Origin of the sequence: Flavobacterium tagetis, from assembly GCF_016735615.1 — a bacterium.
GTDB lineage: Bacteria > Bacteroidota > Bacteroidia > Flavobacteriales > Flavobacteriaceae > Flavobacterium > Flavobacterium tagetis.
Genome location: NZ_JAERSF010000001.1, coordinates 1,618,952 through 1,635,839, shown reverse-complemented (window position 1 = coordinate 1,635,839; position 16,888 = coordinate 1,618,952). Strand labels below are relative to the sequence as shown.

General features: G+C 33.6%; 14 protein-coding genes. 7 read left to right on the top strand and 7 right to left on the bottom strand.

The genetic code is table 11. The features are described 5' to 3' along the window. The first annotated feature begins 51 nt into the window (after positions 1–51). Positions 52–1,131, top strand: a complete 1,080-nt coding sequence (locus JI750_RS07100; protein WP_201999613.1) for a glycosyltransferase — start codon at positions 52–54, stop codon at positions 1,129–1,131. Between the two features lie 150 nt (positions 1,132–1,281). Here JI750_RS07100 and JI750_RS07095 read toward each other — a convergent pair whose 3' ends face one another. The 3 genes from JI750_RS07095 to JI750_RS07085 all read right to left on the bottom strand — a co-directional run bounded on the left by JI750_RS07095 (position 1,282) and on the right by JI750_RS07085 (position 4,746). After that, a complete protein-coding gene (locus tag JI750_RS07095; protein WP_201999611.1) occupies positions 1,282–2,592 on the bottom strand; it encodes a porin in 1,311 nt (436 codons plus the stop codon). A gap of 163 nt (positions 2,593–2,755) precedes the next feature. After that, positions 2,756–3,841 carry a sensor histidine kinase gene (locus tag JI750_RS07090; protein ID WP_095928272.1) on the bottom strand — a complete coding sequence of 362 codons (1,086 nt, stop codon included), beginning with the start codon at positions 3,839–3,841 and terminating at the stop codon, positions 2,756–2,758. Positions 3,842–4,062: 221 nt separating this feature from the next. After that, complete coding sequence (locus tag JI750_RS07085) at positions 4,063–4,746, bottom strand: response regulator transcription factor (protein WP_008465097.1); 684 nt, start codon at positions 4,744–4,746, stop codon at positions 4,063–4,065. Between the two features lie 243 nt (positions 4,747–4,989). Between JI750_RS07085 and JI750_RS07080 the strand changes: the two genes are divergently transcribed. From JI750_RS07080 to JI750_RS07065, 4 genes are all read left to right on the top strand, one after another. Next, positions 4,990–7,764, top strand: a complete 2,775-nt coding sequence (locus tag JI750_RS07080; RefSeq protein ID WP_201999609.1) for a TonB-dependent receptor — start codon at positions 4,990–4,992, stop codon at positions 7,762–7,764. Between the two features lie 203 nt (positions 7,765–7,967). Further along, positions 7,968–9,098, top strand: a complete 1,131-nt coding sequence (locus tag JI750_RS07075) for a beta-helix domain-containing protein (RefSeq protein WP_201999608.1) — start codon at positions 7,968–7,970, stop codon at positions 9,096–9,098. 208 nt (positions 9,099–9,306) lie between these two features. After that, positions 9,307–9,645 (top strand): T9SS type A sorting domain-containing protein, encoded by a 339-nt coding sequence (locus JI750_RS07070; protein ID WP_095928275.1) that lies wholly within the window; start codon positions 9,307–9,309, stop codon positions 9,643–9,645. 143 nt (positions 9,646–9,788) lie between these two features. Further along, positions 9,789–10,769 (top strand): LuxE/PaaK family acyltransferase, encoded by a 981-nt coding sequence (locus JI750_RS07065; protein WP_201999799.1) that lies wholly within the window; start codon positions 9,789–9,791, stop codon positions 10,767–10,769. 234 nt (positions 10,770–11,003) lie between these two features. On the opposite strand, the gene tyrS is transcribed toward JI750_RS07065, so the two are convergent. Continuing rightward, the gene (tyrS, locus tag JI750_RS07060) at positions 11,004–12,299 is read right to left on the bottom strand and encodes a tyrosine--tRNA ligase (RefSeq protein ID WP_201999606.1); all 1,296 of its coding nucleotides are present in this window, start codon (positions 12,297–12,299) and stop codon (positions 11,004–11,006) included. A gap of 230 nt (positions 12,300–12,529) precedes the next feature. Between tyrS and JI750_RS07055 the strand changes: the two genes are divergently transcribed. Beyond that, positions 12,530–13,531, top strand: coding sequence for an NAD-dependent epimerase/dehydratase family protein (locus tag JI750_RS07055; protein ID WP_201999604.1), 1,002 nt, complete (start codon positions 12,530–12,532; stop codon positions 13,529–13,531). On the opposite strand, the gene JI750_RS07050 is transcribed toward JI750_RS07055, so the two are convergent. From JI750_RS07050 to JI750_RS07040, 3 genes are read right to left on the bottom strand one after another with little or no spacing between them, the layout of a single operon-like run. Continuing rightward, a complete protein-coding gene (locus JI750_RS07050) occupies positions 13,526–14,014 on the bottom strand; it encodes a DUF4296 domain-containing protein (RefSeq protein WP_201999602.1) in 489 nt (162 codons plus the stop codon). The two genes, JI750_RS07055 and JI750_RS07050, sit on opposite strands and share 6 nt — an antisense overlap. 9 nt (positions 14,015–14,023) lie before the next feature. After that, on the bottom strand, positions 14,024–15,364 hold the full coding sequence (locus JI750_RS07045) for a dihydroorotase (protein WP_201999600.1): 1,341 nt from the start codon (positions 15,362–15,364) through the stop codon (positions 14,024–14,026). 10 nt (positions 15,365–15,374) lie between these two features. Continuing rightward, positions 15,375–16,100, bottom strand: coding sequence for a polyprenol monophosphomannose synthase (locus tag JI750_RS07040; protein WP_201999598.1), 726 nt, complete (start codon positions 16,098–16,100; stop codon positions 15,375–15,377). Positions 16,101–16,207: 107 nt separating this feature from the next. Here JI750_RS07040 and JI750_RS07035 point away from each other — a divergent pair, with 107 nt between their 5' ends. After that, entirely contained in the window at positions 16,208–16,876 is a 669-nt protein-coding gene (locus JI750_RS07035) for a DUF4271 domain-containing protein (protein WP_201999596.1), read from the top strand. Positions 16,877–16,888: the final 12 nt, after the last annotated feature.

The following is a 16,888-nucleotide window of genomic DNA, read 5'->3' as shown; positions in this document are numbered from 1 at the left end:
AATAACATAAAAAACATATTTTTCTATCTTCGTTTTTAAAACTGTCAAAAAATGAGCATAGATTATTCTGCGAATAAAACTATTTTAGTGGCTCCATTAAATTGGGGACTTGGGCATGCCACTCGATGCATTCCTATTATCAAAGCGCTTCAAGAGAATAATTATATTCCGATTATCGCTTCCGATGGTGTTGCGCTGGCTCTGTTACGAAAAGAATTTCCTTATATACAAACTTTAGAACTGCCTTCTTATCATATTGAATATGCTAAGAATGGCAAAAACTTTAAATGGAAGCTGATTAAAAATCTTCCGAAAATGATTACTGCCGTTTTGGATGAGAAAAAAATGGTCAATCATTGGGTAAAAAAGCACGGGATTGATGGAATAATCTCAGATAATAGATTGGGGGTTTTCAGCAAAAAAGTACCTTCGGTTTTTATGACGCATCAATTGAATGTAATGACGGGAAATACGACTTGGTTTACTAGTAAATGCCATCAGTATTTTATAAAGAAATATAATGAATGTTGGGTTCCCGATACTAACGGAAAAATTAACCTTACTGGCGATTTAGGCCATTTAAAAAATAATGAACTGAATCTAAGATATATTGGTCCGTTGAGCCGTATGAAGAAAAAGGATACTCCAAAAATATATGATATGATGATTATATTGTCTGGACCAGAACCTCAGCGCACTTTTTTGGATGAAAAACTGCAGAGAGAGGCGGCAAAATATCCTGGAAAAGTGGTTTTTGTACAGGGAAAAGTAGAAAAGTCACAAGAAAAATGGCAGGCTGGAAATGTCACTTATTATAATTTCATGAACTCGAAACAGCTGGAGCAAACTTTTAACGAAAGTGAATTTGTATTGTGCCGTTCGGGTTATACTACTGTTATGGATTTGGCTAAGCTAGGCAAAAAAGCCTTTTTTATTCCGACGCCGGGTCAATATGAGCAAGAATATCTAGCAATAAAACTTCAAGAAGAAAATCTTGTACCGTATGCCATGCAGGATAATTTTACCCTTGAAGATTTATCAAAAGTAAAGTCGTTTAAAGGATTATCCCAATTTGAAAATAATATTGACTGGGATTCGCTATTTAAGGTTTTTGAAGACAAGACTGCATAATTGCATCAAACTAATTTGGCTAAAGCCTTATTACTACAATAAAAAAAACCTCCAGCTAAAGCTGGAGGCAATTGAATTTTTTCTCAAATAAAAAGTCAGTTTTTATCCGCGTCTTCGCGAAAGCGAATCTGTTTTATCTTCGTACTGATTTTAGAAATTAAACTGCACTTGCAATCTTAAAACATTTCCTTGCTGTCTGTTTACTGGCAAAACGCTGTCTTCAAAAGTTCGGTCTGCAACCACATACTCAGCTGTGAATTCGAATGCTTTGATTGGTTGCCATTCAACACCAAACTCGAAATCTCTAACTACGTAGCTTCTAGCATCTTTCTCGTATTTTTTCCCTCCGTCATAATATTGAAATTTGGCAAAAGGATAGATATGCTGCTTTTTAATATCCCATTTATAGTTTAACAAAACATAACCTCCATTCAAATCGGTTTGGTCGATTGTATTGGTAAGCGTATTGTATCGAGGTCCAGTTCCGATGTTGTACTCAGTTTGGATTCCAAAAGGTCTTGGGTATAAAACGAAAGTTGCACCAACTCTCTGATCTTTTACATATTGAGGATCGTTAACCGTAACTCCAGGTGAAACTTCTCCCGTAAAAGCCCATTTTCCAGTGTAAGCCTGAATTCCAGGTTCTATAATCTGACTTCCAATAACAAAAGGATAAGTTACTCTTGCCACCACATTTAAATCTCTATTTCCGTCCAATTTGTTTGCGATTTGACCGTTGTAAACACCTAGTGCAAAAACTCCAAAATCTCCAGAACCTTTGTAACCGTCTTTAACCAGCATTTCAAAACGCTGTCTGATTTCGGCTGGAGCCCAATAAAAGAATATTCCTAAATCACGCTCATTCAAAATTGAAGAGTTAATTGCATCAGCGCGGTCTAAAGTTAAACGCTGTGAGCTTGACTGCATGTTCTCAAATCCGTATGGAATTTTACTCTGTCCAACACGTACTCGATATTCTTTTTTCTTGTCGAAAGAAAGATCAAAATACAAGTCACGAATCTGAACGAAGTTATTCACTCCGCTTGACGGTGAACTCGCAAAATCTGGCTGAAAGTAGAAAAATACATTTGGATGCACTTGTCCAGAAAATACTAAACGGGCACGGCGAATAAAAAGTCCGTTGTTTGCTTTTGCATCTGGAGCCGTAGAAGTTGTTCCCCAAGATCTATCACATTGCTCGCAAGAAACTTTATCGTTTGTAGAAAACAGACCATTGTATCTAATTTGTGCATAACCTCTTAACGAGATTCTGTCATACCAATGTTCCTCAACTCCTCCTCCAGATTTAGTTTCTGGAAGTTTTGCTTTGTTGATGGAATCTAAAATACGCATTACTTCGTTTTTTACATCCTGTTTATTCAGTTCTTGCTTGTTTGTTTCCTGTGCATTTGCAGCACAAGCTAACAGTAATAAAACGGCTAAAAGTTTTCTTTTTATCATTAGTTCTGTAATTCCCTTAATTTCAGGATGCAAAGATGGAGCACCTATGTTAAGAAATCATTAACCAGATGTTACTATAATAAAAATTTAATGTTACGACCTAAATCGGAATGTTTATTTATTGTTAAACACCTTTGTTCTAAGGCTTTTAGCAAAAAAGGTGTTACGATTTTTTAACGTCAATTTTTGATGCTTTATTTGCTTTTTCAAGAGTAAAAGAGAATTCAGAACCAATTCCGAACTCACTTTCTACATAAACTTTCTCTTTATGCGCTTCAATAATATGCTTTACAATTGCCAAACCTAAACCTGAACCACCTTCAGAACGAGTTCCGCTTTTATCCACTCGGTAAAAACGTTCAAAAAGTCTTGGAATATTTTGTTTTTCAACACCTTCTCCGTTATCGCTAATACGTATTAAAACTTTTTTCTTGGTTAAATTTACAACTCCAACTTCAGTCAGACCACCCTCTTTTCCGTATTTAATAGAATTGACAATTAGATTTTCCAACACTTGCTGAATTCTATCTTGATCTCCTCTAATCATTACAGACTGCACATTTTTACTTTCAAAAGCCAATTTAATTTTCTTTTTATCGGCTTTCATTTCAAGAAGTTCAAAGACATTTTGAATTAATTCAACAATATCAAAATCAGTCATATTCAAATCTAAATCGCCCGATTCTAATTTGGTTATCATATCCAGATCTTCTACTATATAGATAAGACGCTCTACTCCTTTTTCAGCGCGTTTTAAATATTTCTTTCTAATATTTTTATCATCCATTGCTCCGTCAAGTAAAGTTGAGACGTAGCCTTGAACCGTAAATAAAGGCGTTTTTAGTTCGTGAGAAACGTTTCCTAAAAATTCTCTTCTATATTGTTCGCGGATTTCGAGCATTTCGATTTCGAGCTTTTTATCGGTCGCGAATTTTTTCACTTCCCTTGAAAGCGTTTCCATATCAGTATTAATCGGCTGATTGATAAGAGTTGTTGATTCTAACAGCGAAACCTCATCGTAAATTTTCTTTACTCTTCGGTAAATAAAGCGTTCTACACGATATTGCAAAACCAGAAAAGAGAAAATATAGATTACGATTATGAAAATGATTCCAAACGCAACTTGATGTTTTAATTGATTTTTATAAAATAATGACATTAACATCAGTACAAATGCTGTTGTAAAGAGACTGATATACAATGCCGATTTTATGGCAAATTTGTATGTTTTCTTAAAATTAATTTTCATTGAAATAGTTAAATATTAAAACCAATTAAAGATTATTTTTCACCATATAAGCAATATAAGTTCATTTAAAAATAACTTTTTTTTGGAATAAATAATAATTTTGAAAAGCCCACCTTTATCAAAGTCAAGACTTTGACAAAAATGAGCTTTTTTATTTTAAAGTAAACTATAATTTTAAATGAACTTATATTACTTATATGGTTCACTTTTTTATAGAAATACTAAACTTCAAATTTGTAACCAACACCTTTTATGGTTTTAAAAAGATCTTCGCCTATTTTTTCGCGTAGCTTTCTGATATGAACATCTATTGTTCTTCCTCCAACTACAACTTCATTGCCCCAAACTTTATCCAGGATTTCGTCTCTTTTGAAAACTTTCCCTGGTTTTGAAGCCAATAAATAGAATAATTCGAATTCTTTTCTTGGTAAAGCAATTTCTACATTGCCTTTTATGATTTTGTATTCCTCACGGTTAATCTCGATTCCGCCTACATTTAAAGTATCTGTAACAACTTCTTGTTCTTTTAACCTTCTTAACAGCGCCTTTACTTTTGAGACCAATAATTTTGGTTTAATTGGCTTTGTGATATAGTCATCGGCACCGGCATCAAAACCAGCTACTTGAGAGTAATCTTCACTTCTTGCTGTAAGGAATGTTATGATAACATTATTTAATTCTGGAATTTTTCTAATATGCTCGCAAGCCTCCATTCCGTCCATTTCTGCCATCATCACGTCCATAATGATTAATTCTGGCAGCTCTTTCTGTGCTTTTGCTATAGCATCTTTTCCGTTAGAAGCTGTAACAATCTGGTAGCCTTCCTGAGCAAGGTTATAGCCAACGATTTCTAAGATATCTGGTTCGTCGTCAACTAATAAAATCTTAGTTTGTGTTTTTTTCATAAATAGCAAAAATTGAGATTTTTATATCGAAACTTCTTCATTAAACATTCGATATTTCTTATTTCACAGGGTAAATATACTAACAAAAGAACCTTTAAAAAATGGTGTTAACCGTAATTTAATCTCGTAACAATTTGATAATCTTAACAACACAAAAACATAACAAGTCGGTAACATGGACTTCACAGAGCGGTTCTTTCTTTGCACAAAAATAATAAGACACAAACACAACACTGAAAAAAAATGAAATTCAATTTAAGATTTCTCTTTATTGCATTATTTATCTGTACGATTTCGATCGCGCAAAACAAAGGTACGATTTCTGGAGTTCTGACTGACAAAGATATGAACAACGCAGCTCTGCCATTTGCTAATGTTTTAGTTAAAGGTACAAATATTAGCGTAAATACCGACGTAGACGGAAAATATTCGTTAAGCGTAAATCCTGGAAATTATACTTTAATTTTTAGTTTCTTAGGATATGAATCTGTAGAAGCTCCAGTTGCGGTTAAAGCAAACGAAACTGTAGTGATAAATCAAGGACTTTCATCTGGAAGCTATACTCTTAAAGATGTAGTGGTAAAATCATCTGCTGGAAACAAACAAAAAGAATCTGCATTATTATTAGATCAAAAAAATGCAGTTCAATTTAAAGCCGCTATTGGTGCGGAGGAAATTGCAAGAAAAGGAGTTAATGATGTTGCAAATGCCGTTGCGAAAGTAAGTGGTGTTTCTAAACAAGATGATTCTGGAAATGTATTCGTAAGAGGTTTAGGTGACCGTTATAACGTAACAACTTTAAATGGCCTTCCGTTGCCATCGAATAACCCTGCAAACAAAAACATTCTTTTGGAGATTTTCTCTACAAACATTGTAGATAACATCGGAATAAGTAAAACTTTTGAAGCTCAAAACTACGCCGATTTTGGAGGAGCTAATATTGATATTGCTGCAAAGAAATTTAGCGGAAAACCTTTCATCAATGTTTCTATTGGTACTGGTGCAAACACAAATGTTTTAGGTCAAGATCATTTCTACTTACAAGACGGACCAAGTTATACTGGATTTAAAAAAGTTGGTGTACCAGATTCTCCTCTATTGCCATATAGCTATGGTACAAGCTGGGATAGACAAGAAAACAAAAATGTATTGAACGCTTTTTATACATTATCTGGAGGAAAAAGATTTCAAATAAACGACGAAAGCTCAATTGGTGCTTTTGTAACAGGATCTTTCAGCGCAAAAAACAAATTTACTCAAGGTTACAGCCGAGGAGGTATTACTTCTGACGGAGATATTTATTCTGACTTTATCAGAACAGCTTACAAACATAACACTACAACAACAGTTATGGGTACTGCTGATTACAAAATCAACAAAAACCATTCGATCTTCTTTACGTCTTTATTCTTAAACTCTAGTGAGCAAGATTATAGCGAGTACGAAGGAACTAACATCAACTTTGATGGTGGTGGAGACGCTCAACAGCAAATTAGCGGTTTTATCAAACGTGGAACTTTTGAAAGAACTCAATTGGTGGTAAACCAATTAACAGGAAAAAGCAAATTCAACGACCAGTGGAATTTAAACTGGGGAGTTGGCTACAGTATGTCTGACAGTGCAATTCCAGATCGTATGCAAAACTCATTTGTATATGCTCCTAATGCTATTGATTATACGTTTTTTACGAATTCAAACATTAATAACCACAGATTTTTTCACGACTTGAAAGAAAATGAAATTGCTGCAAATATTGCTCTTTCATATAACTTCAAAAAAGGAAGTGACGACACTTACAAAGGAAAAGTAACTGTGGGTTATTCAGGAAAATTCAAAGATGTTGATTACGATATGCAACAGTTTTCGTTCTTCCCAAACAGAACTACAATCTCTTTCCCAAAAGAAGACATTCACCATGTAGATAACTATTTAGATCCTGCACATTGGGGTTCATCTTACTCAAACAGAATTCACCAAACTTATAATGGGAATTTAGATATTAATGCTGCATTTGCTAACGTTCAATATTCTTTAACTGAAAGATTAAGCGTAATATTAGGAGCAAGATTAGAGCAATTGAATCAGAATGTTTTCTATATTACGACAACAGTTCCGTCTGGAGGAAACTCTGACGATTCTAAATTCAATATTTTACCTAGCTTAATTTCAAAATATACTTTGAATGAAAGACAGAATTTAAAATTCTCTGCAAGTAAAACGTATACACTTCCTCAGTTTAAAGAAAAAGTGCCAATTATTTACGAAGATGTTGCACAAGCATACGAAGGAAACCCTAAATTATATGCTTCGACTAATTATAATTTCGATTTAGGATGGGAGTTTTTCCCTAAAGCAAGCGAGTTAATTTCTGTTACTGCTTTTGGTAAAATCATTCAAAATCCAATCAACGAAATGTTCTTGAACTCTTCTTCAAATGATATTTCTTATGCAAATACAGGTGATAAAGGAACAGTAGCTGGGGTTGAAGTTGAGTATAGAAAAGATCTTTTTGAAATTGAAAAAAGAGACAACTTAAAAACAAAACTTTCTTTTGACGCAAACGGATCATACTTATACACGAAACAAGATCTAAGCAATGATAAAGTAAACAATGAAAATGATTTTGGAGCTAACTTTACTTTTACATCAAGTAAATTAACTGGAGCTTCTAATTTCCTTGCCAATGCCAACTTATCATTTTTAAATGAGTTTTCAGAACACACAGATCTTTCAGCAACGGTATCTTATTCTTATTTTTCAGATAAACTAGCTGTAATTGGAACTTCAAGAGTTGGAAACATGGTAGATAAAGCCGTAAACAAACTAGACTTTATTGTAAACTCAAGCTTGACTAAAAACTTAAAAATAGGTCTTATTTACAACAACATTTTAAACCCAACTTTTAAGCGTGTACAAGAACAAGGAGAAGTTCCTGGAAAAGAGTCTGTAGGAGATATCACTGTAACTTCATACAAAGCAGGTTCAGATCTTAGACTTACTTTAAACTATACTTTCTAAGAAAAAGATTTTCAATAAATTACAAGAGGCGATTGGTTATTCCAATCGCTTTTTTTTATCCAAAATTGCAATGTAAATTTTATATTAAGACGATGCGTTTTTACCCTATTATACTTAATAGATTGTTAATATCGTCTTAACTCAGCAAAAACATATGTTCGTTTACTTTGCCTTGAATAAATAAAACAATAAAACACAACAAAATGAAAAAAAGTTTATTTGCAATGGCTGCAATATTAGGACTTGCTTTAACAAGCTGTAGTTCTGATGATAATAACAAAAACACTAACAATAGTTCTTTTGTTTTAAAGGTTGACGATTTAAAAGGAGAAATTAAAGACGGTACAGTAACTTTAGATCCTACTCAAACTTATACTTTAACTGGAGGTTTAGTTGTTAAAGGTGGAGCTACTTTAGTAATTCCTGCTGGAACAGTAATTAAAAGTTCTGCTACTGCTGAAGCAACTTCTTTATATATCGCTGTAGAAAGAAACGCTAAAATCAACATCAATGGTACTGCTGCTAAACCAGTTGTTATGACTTCTGGAAAAGCAACTCCTGCTCAAAGTGACTGGGGTGGATTGATCATTGCTGGTAATGGTAAAGTAAATACTGGAGATAATGGTACTTCTGAAGTAGGTGGATTAAGCTACGGAGGAAATGACAATGCAGATTCTTCTGGAAACATCAACTTCTTGAAAATTTCTTACACAGGTTCTAAATATACTGCTGAAAAAGAATACAATGGAGTTTCTTTCTTCGGAGTAGGTTCTGGAACTGTAGTTTCTGATATCTATACTTTCGAAAGTGGTGATGACGGAATTGAATTCTTCGGTGGAGCTGTAAATGCTTCTAACTTAACAATCATTAACTCTTACGATGATTCATTAGATTTCGCTGACGGATGGCAAGGTACTGCTACAAACGTATACATTAAAGGTGTTTCTAAAGCTGGTGTTGAAGGATCTACTAACGCTAAAGATCCAAGTGGAGCTGTTCCAATGACAAACGCTAAAGTTACAAACATCTCTATCGTTAAAGGTGGAGCTACTTTCTTAGCTGACGAAAAAGCAATCAACTACAAAGAAGGTGGTGGAAAACAAACTTACACAAACGTATATGTTGCTGACGGAATGCCTGCTGCTCTTACAAAATTATCTGCTGACGCTGGTGTAACTGCAAATCTTGCTGCTGGTAACTTTACTATCACAAACTATACTTTTGGAGCTTCTGTAACTGATCTTACAGGTCCTAAATTATCTGGAACAAGCACTGGAAACCTTGGTGCTGGTAATGGTGCTGAGTTGCCAACTTGGGCTAACTGGACTAAATAATAAAAGTTAGATTCTAAAAATAGAAAAGCGGTCTGAAATATTTCAGATCGCTTTTTTTATTTTACTATTCTTAGCGCCCGTAAAATCACACTTTTCCCTAATCACTTCGAAAACAAAATGTTAAAAACATCCTAAATATTTAGGATGTTTTTTTTTGGCGTCATTTTTGTAATTTTTTTTGTATATTTACAGTAATCAAATACATGCGATGGCAAAAAACTACTTTTATATTACTTTCTTATTGGCATTTTTCTTCACTGTAAGCGTTTCAGCCCAGGACAGCAAGCAACTACCAAAAACTCAAGAATCTACTTCTATCGAGGGTCTAAGCTTGTATCCTAATCCAGTGACAAATGGAAAAGTCTATATCTCATCTAAAAACGATTTAGAGAAAGAAATTATTGTGTTTGACATCTTAGGGAAAAAAGTATTGCAGGCACATTTAGTCTCAAGAGAATTAAGTGTTGCAGAATTACCACCAGGTGTTTACATCATCAAAATAAGCGAACAAAACGCATCAGCAACACGAAAACTCATTATAAGATAAATAGAAAAAGCTCCTCTCATCAGGAGCTTTTTTAGTATTCAGATTATTTCAATATGGATATTTCTTTTTTGACCGAGCTCTTAATGACAATACAAAAACTGAGCACTGAAAACTAAAAAACAATATCTTTGCAAAAAAAAGTTTTGATCACAGCCAGCGATATCTTTACCATTTCAAGTCAAAAACAATTTGAAAAAATAGCACTAAAAGTGTTTCGTTTTCAGCACGAAAACAATAAAGTCTATCGCGATTTCTGTGATTTTTTAAAAGTAAATCCGCAGCAAGTAAAATCTCTGCAGCAAATTCCTTTTTTACCCATTCAATTTTTCAAAAGTCATGATGTAGTTTCTAATACAGATCCTGCACAAGTAACTTTTACCAGCAGCGGTACAACCGGAATGATTACCAGCAGACATTTAGTGACCGATGTTTCCCTATATGAGGAAAGTTACCGCAAAGGATTTTCTCAATTTTATGGCAATATAGAAGATTACGTTGTTTTAGCCCTTTTGCCGTCTTATTTAGAACGTGAAGGCTCTTCGTTAATTTATATGGTAGAAGATCTTATAAAACTCTCCAATCAGCCTGAAAGCGGATTTTATTTGCACAATCATGACGACCTTATCAAAAAACTTCTTGAATTGGACGAAGCAGGTCAAAATGTAATCTTAATTGGGGTTACGTATGCTTTGCTGGATTTAATCGAAAAACACCAATTCAATCTTCAAAATACCATTATTATGGAAACTGGAGGAATGAAGGGAAAACGCAAAGAAATGATTCGTGAAGAATTGCATGAAATACTCTGCAAAGGATTTGGTGTTTCATCCATTCATTCAGAATATGGTATGACTGAACTTTTAGCGCAAGCTTATTCTTTGGGCGAAGGTATTTTTGAATGTCCGTCTTGGATGCATATTTTAGTTCGCGATCCAGAAGATGCTCTCACTTACGTGAATTACGGAAAAACTGGAGGAATCAATGTGATAGATTTAGCCAATATCAATTCATGCTCTTTTATTGCTACGCAGGATTTAGGCAAAAAATATTCAACCAATTCTTTCGAGGTATTAGGGCGTTTTGATAATTCTGATATTCGTGGATGTAATTTGATGGTTTTATAGTTTAATCGTTGATTTGGTTAATTGGTTAATCGTTTAATCGATAATTCACTGTATTAATCAAACGTTCTTATAGAACGTATAATTGCAAACCAAATTTTAATTCTACCGATGAGACATTCTACGGAATGTTTTTTTTCAATAAAAAAATCCCAATATTCTTTCGAACATTGGGATTTATATATTTATTGTAAAAGATTTGTGTTAAATCGATTAAACAATTAACCGATTAAACAGTTAAACAACTCTTATTACAAAATAATTCTTTTTACCACTTTGCAATAAAACGAATTGATTATTGATTAAATCATTGGATGTCAAAACAAAATCTTCTTTGATTTTTTCTCTGTTTACAGAAATAGAATTTGCTGTTAAAGCTCTTCTAGCCTCTCCGTTTGATTTAAAGAAACCTGTTTTTTCGTTTAAAACAGTAATAATTTCCAATCCGTTTTCTAAATCAGCTTTTGCGATTTCAGCTTGTGGAACTCCGTCAAAAACTTCTAAAAAAGTAGCTTCATCCAGTTTTTTCAAATCTTCGGCAGTTGAATTTCCGAACAAGATATTTGAAGCCTGAATCGCTTTTTCTAACTCTTCTCTATTATGAACAAAAACAGTAATTTCTTCTGCCAATTTCTTTTGTAAAACTCTTAAATGCGGAGCTGTTTTATGCTCTTCGATTAAGGCATCAATTGTATCTTTATCTAAGAAAGTAAAAATCTTAATATATTTCTCAGCATCTACATCTGTTGTATTTACCCAAAATTGGTAGAATTTATAAACAGAAGTTTTATCAGCATCCAACCAAACGTTTCCACCTTCAGATTTACCAAATTTAGATCCATCTGCTTTTGTAATCAAAGGAGTTGTTAAGGCGTAAGCTTTAGCATTCTCACCTCCCATTCTGCGCACTAATTCCGTTCCTGTGGTAATATTACCCCATTGGTCAGAACCACCCATTTGCAGGATACAATTATTGTTTTTATATAAATGATAGAAATCGTAACCTTGAATTAACTGATATGTAAATTCTGTAAAAGACATTCCCTCACCTTCACCGCTAAATCTCTTTTTTACAGAATCTTTAGCCATCATATAGTTTACGGTAATTCTTTTTCCAACTTCACGTGCAAAATCGATAAAAGAGAATTCTTTCATCCAATCGTAGTTATTCACCATTACAGGTGCATTTGCTTCGGTTGAATTAAAATCTAAGAAACGAGACAAAACGCTTTTGATTCCAGCTACGTTTTTAGCTAGAGCTTCTTCATCAAGCAAGTTTCTTTCATCAGATTTACCAGAAGGATCACCAATCATTCCTGTTGCTCCACCTACTAAAGAGATTGGTCTGTGACCAAAATTCTTTAAGTGAACCAATAAAATAATCTGAACCATACTTCCGATGTGCAGTGAATCTGCCGTTGGATCAAAACCGATATAGGCAGTGGTTGCTTCTTTTAGCAATTGTTCTTCCGTTCCAGGCATACTATCATGGTATAACCCGCGCCATTTTAATTCTTCAACTAGATTCTTCATTTTTTAAATAATTTGCGCAAATGTAATCAATGTCAATGGTAATGACAAAAAAGTCTGTCACGAAGACACTAAGACGCAAAGTTTTTGTTTTTACGATGGAAATATTGAATAAAATTTATTGAAATAAAAAACTTTGTGTCTTAGCGCCTTTGTGGCAAAAAGCAAAAATCCTTTGCAACTTTGTCCCTCTGTAACTTTGCTCCTTTGCAACAAAAACTTATATTTACAACATGATATTAGTAACTGGCGGAACAGGCTTGGTAGGCGCACATTTATTGCTTCATTTAATTGAAAATGGAGAAAATGTTCGGGCAATTTACAGAACCGAAAATAGCATTCAGAAAACAAAGTCGGTTTTTGATTTTTATAAAAAATCAGATTTGTTTGAAAAAATCAATTGGCTTGAAGCCGATATTTTGGACATACCTTCTCTTGAAACTGCTTTTATCGACATCAAACAAGTATATCACTGCGCAGCATTTATTTCGTTTGATCCAAAAGACGAAGAAATTCTTAGAAAAACCAATATTGAAGGAACTGCAAACATCGTCAATTTTGCTATTGCAAAAGACGTAGAAAAGTTTTGCTATATCAGTTCGATTGCCGCTTTAGGTGACATTGCTCCTCACGAAACATACATTACTGAAGAAACAGACTGGAATCCCGAAAAACCGCACAGCGATTATGCCATTTCTAAATATGGTGCCGAAATGGAAGTTTGGCGCGGACACCAAGAAGGTTTAAATGTTATTATTGTAAATCCAGGAGTAATCTTAGGCCCACCAAAAATGATGGATATTTTCAATGAAGGCAGCAGCGAGATTTATCGTAAAGTTTCAAAAGGACTCCCATTCTATACATTAGGAAGCACTGGTTTTGTTAATGTTGATGATGTGGTAAAAACCAGTTACGAACTGATGAAAAACGAAATTAAAAACGAACGTTTTACACTAATCGCAGACAATATTATTTTCAAAGATCTTTTAAACACCGTTGCTGATGCTTTAAAAATAAAAAGACCTCATATTCATGCTACACCTTTTTTAATGAATTTGTTGTGGATGACTGATGGACTATTTTCGACAATATTTTTCAGAAAAAGAAGCATTACAAAAGCAACAGCAAAAGCTTCGTACTCAAAAAATCTGTATAGTAACGAAAAAATAAAAACCGCTCTAGGAACGGTTTTTACTGATATTCATAAATATATTTTAGAAAGCTCTAAATTATAATTCTCTTCTGTGCTTTCTTTGCGCCAGTCTAATTGAATCTATATTAATTTTCGGAATTCTTTTTTGAACTGAATCTTTTGAAACCTCTTTCACTTCTTTGAGCTTATTTTTATTTGCTTTAGCCTCTTTCTTTTCATCAATTTTAACCAAAGAATCTGCTGCTCTTTGATTTACAGAAATTCTTTTATTGACCTCATCAAACATATCTTTATAGCTTTCATAATCTGAAGCGTAGTACATGTTGTTCTGCGCAAATTGAAGACTATCCACTTTGTATTTTTTCAAAACAAACTTTGTCGGATCATTTTCTATCGAATCCAAAGACAACGGTTTCTGATATCTCATTGCTTCCAAAAGAGACAAATCATACATAATATCAATCATTTTATCTTTCTCAATAAGCTTTGCAGGCTGTTTTACCACATCCTTTTTACAGCTTATAGAAAGAAACAAAACCAATATTATTACTATAAAATTCTTCATAGTTGCTTTTTATCTATCAAACAATAATCTTTTACCCGCTCTGGTATCTTTTACTTTGAAATTATTGTAAACCAATTCACCGTTTACAAAAGTATGTGTAATTCTAGATTTGAAAGTATAACCTTCAAACGGAGACCATCCGCATTTGTATAAAATATTTTCTGGTTTCACACTCCAAGGCAGACTCGGATTTACGATTACTAAATCGGCATGGTAACCTTCTTTAATAAAACCTCTTTTTTCTATTTTGAAAAGCTTAGCTGGATTGTGGCACATTTTCTCCACAATTTTCTCCACACTAATTTTTCCTTGATGATGCGCTTCAAACATCGCCACAACTGCATGCTGAACCAACGGGCCTCCAGAAGGCGCATTTAGATAAGATTGCTGTTTTTCTTCTTTAGTATGCGGAGCGTGATCTGTCGCAATTACATCAATTCGTCCGTCATTCAAAGCTTTCCAAAGTTCTGCACGGTCATCGGCTGTTTTAACTGCAGGATTCCATTTAATGAAATTCCCTTTTGTTTTATAATCTTCGTCTGTAAACCAAAGATGGTGCACGCAAACCTCAGCAGTGATTTTTTTCTCTTCCAACGGAATCTTGTTCGTAAACAATTCCATTTCTTTCGCAGTTGAAAGATGGAAAATATGCAATCTTGCTCCTGTTCTTTTTGCTAAAGCTACCGCTTTTGAAGAAGAAATATAACACGCTTCAGCACTTCTAATTAAATTATGTGCCGTAACCGGAACATCGTCTCCGTATTGCTCTTTAAAAGCTGCAAGATTATTTTTAATTGTAGTTTCGTCTTCGCAGTGAACTGCAATTAGCATTGGAGTGCTAGAAAAAATCTTTTCTAAAACCGCTTCATTATCAACCAACATATTTCCAGTTGATGAACCTAAGAAAATCTTGATTCCAGCAACATTTTTTGGATTCGTTTTTAAAACTTCTTCCAAATTATCATTTGTTGCGCCCATCATAAACGAGTAATTCGCAAATGATTTTTTTGACGCAATTTGATATTTATCTTCTAAAATTTCTTGAGTAACCGCATTCGGAACTGTATTTGGCTGTTCGATAAAAGAAGTAATTCCGCCCGCAACAGCTGCACGAGATTCTGATTCAATGTCTCCTTTATGCGTTAAACCTGGTTCTCTAAAATGCACTTGATCGTCTATCGCACCAGGCATTAAATAATTTCCTTCAGCATCGATTACGATACAATCTGATGTTTTTAATGAAATGCTGTCTGCAATTTCAACAATCAGATCGTTTTCAATTAAAACATCACCTTCAAAAATTGTCCCTTCGTTTACAATTTTGGCATTTTTTATTAAAATCCTGTTCATTTCGGTTGGTTTATAATGAATTGACTAATTTTCTTAATCTAAGCGAAATCACTCCAAGAATAGCTTCCTTAATAATAGCATTGCTCATTTTAGAAACTCCTTTTGTTCTATCTGTAAAAATAATTGGGACTTCGGTAATTTGAAATTTGGCGCAGTAAGTTCTGTACTTCATTTCAATTTGAAACGCGTATCCAACAAACTTTATTTTATTTAAATTGATTTTCTCCAGAACTTCTCTTTTGTAACATACGAAACCAGCAGTTGCATCATGAATTTTCATTCCGGTAATGAATTTCACATAAACAGATGCAAAGTAAGACATCAGAACTCGGCTTAAAGGCCAGTTGACCACATTTACACCTTTTACATAACGAGAACCGATTGCAAGATCTGCTCCACCAAAATGACAAGCATCATATAATTTTTCTAAATCATTTGGGTTATGCGAAAAATCGGCGTCCATCTCAAAAATAAATTGATAATCGCGTTCCAAAGCCCATTTAAATCCATGAACATATGCAGTTCCTAATCCAGATTTTTTGGTTCTCTGTTCTAAAAAAAGTTTTCCTGGAAATTCTTCCTGCAATGCAATTACTTTTTTTGCAGTGTGATCTGGAGAATTATCATCGATAATCAGCAAATGAAAAGGTTTATGCTGCGAAAGTACAGCTCTAACTATACTTTCTATGTTTTCAATTTCGTTATAAGTGGGAATTATGACAATACTATCATTCATTTTTTTCTCGGTAATTTCACCGCAAAAGTAAACTTTTTATAGCATTTGATTCATAATAAATATATAATAAAAGTATTGCATCAAAAAATTACTAATTTTGTATCGCTATGATTGAACAATTACATCCTCGAATAATTGAAAACAAAGACTGGGCAACGCTTTTGTTTGTTGTGACCTTTGCTGTTGTTGCCATGACAAAATCGGCTTACGAAACTAGATTTAGTGAATTTAGTAAACTTATTTTTTCTGATAAATACGCCAAAATTTATCGAGACAACAGCCACATGAAAAATAGCTTTACGGTTGGTTTATTTTTTGTACAGGTTGTATCGTTTGCTTTTTTTATTCTACTTACGATGAATATTTTTGGCTATGCTTCAAAAACCGACTGGCTTTTATTTATCCGTATTGCAACTTTTCTGCTTTATTTCATTTTAGGAAAGTATTTAATAGAGAAAATTGTAGCCGCTTCATTCAATATTGACGATTTTGTAGAACTATTTAACTTACAAAAAGTAACATACAGGACTTATATAGGCGTTTTAATCCTTCCAATCAATGCCGTTTTGTTCTATTACAATAATATTCCACAGATTATACCCCTAGCAATCATAGGCATTTCGCTGTGTATTAGCGTATACTCTTACTTTATTTCAATTAAAACGTATCAAAACGTAATTATCGGTAAGTTATTTTATTTTATTTTGTATCTTTGCGCTCTTGAAATAGCCCCTTATTATTTTCTCTATTATTGGATAACAAAAGGGAGTGCTTAGTAAATATTTATA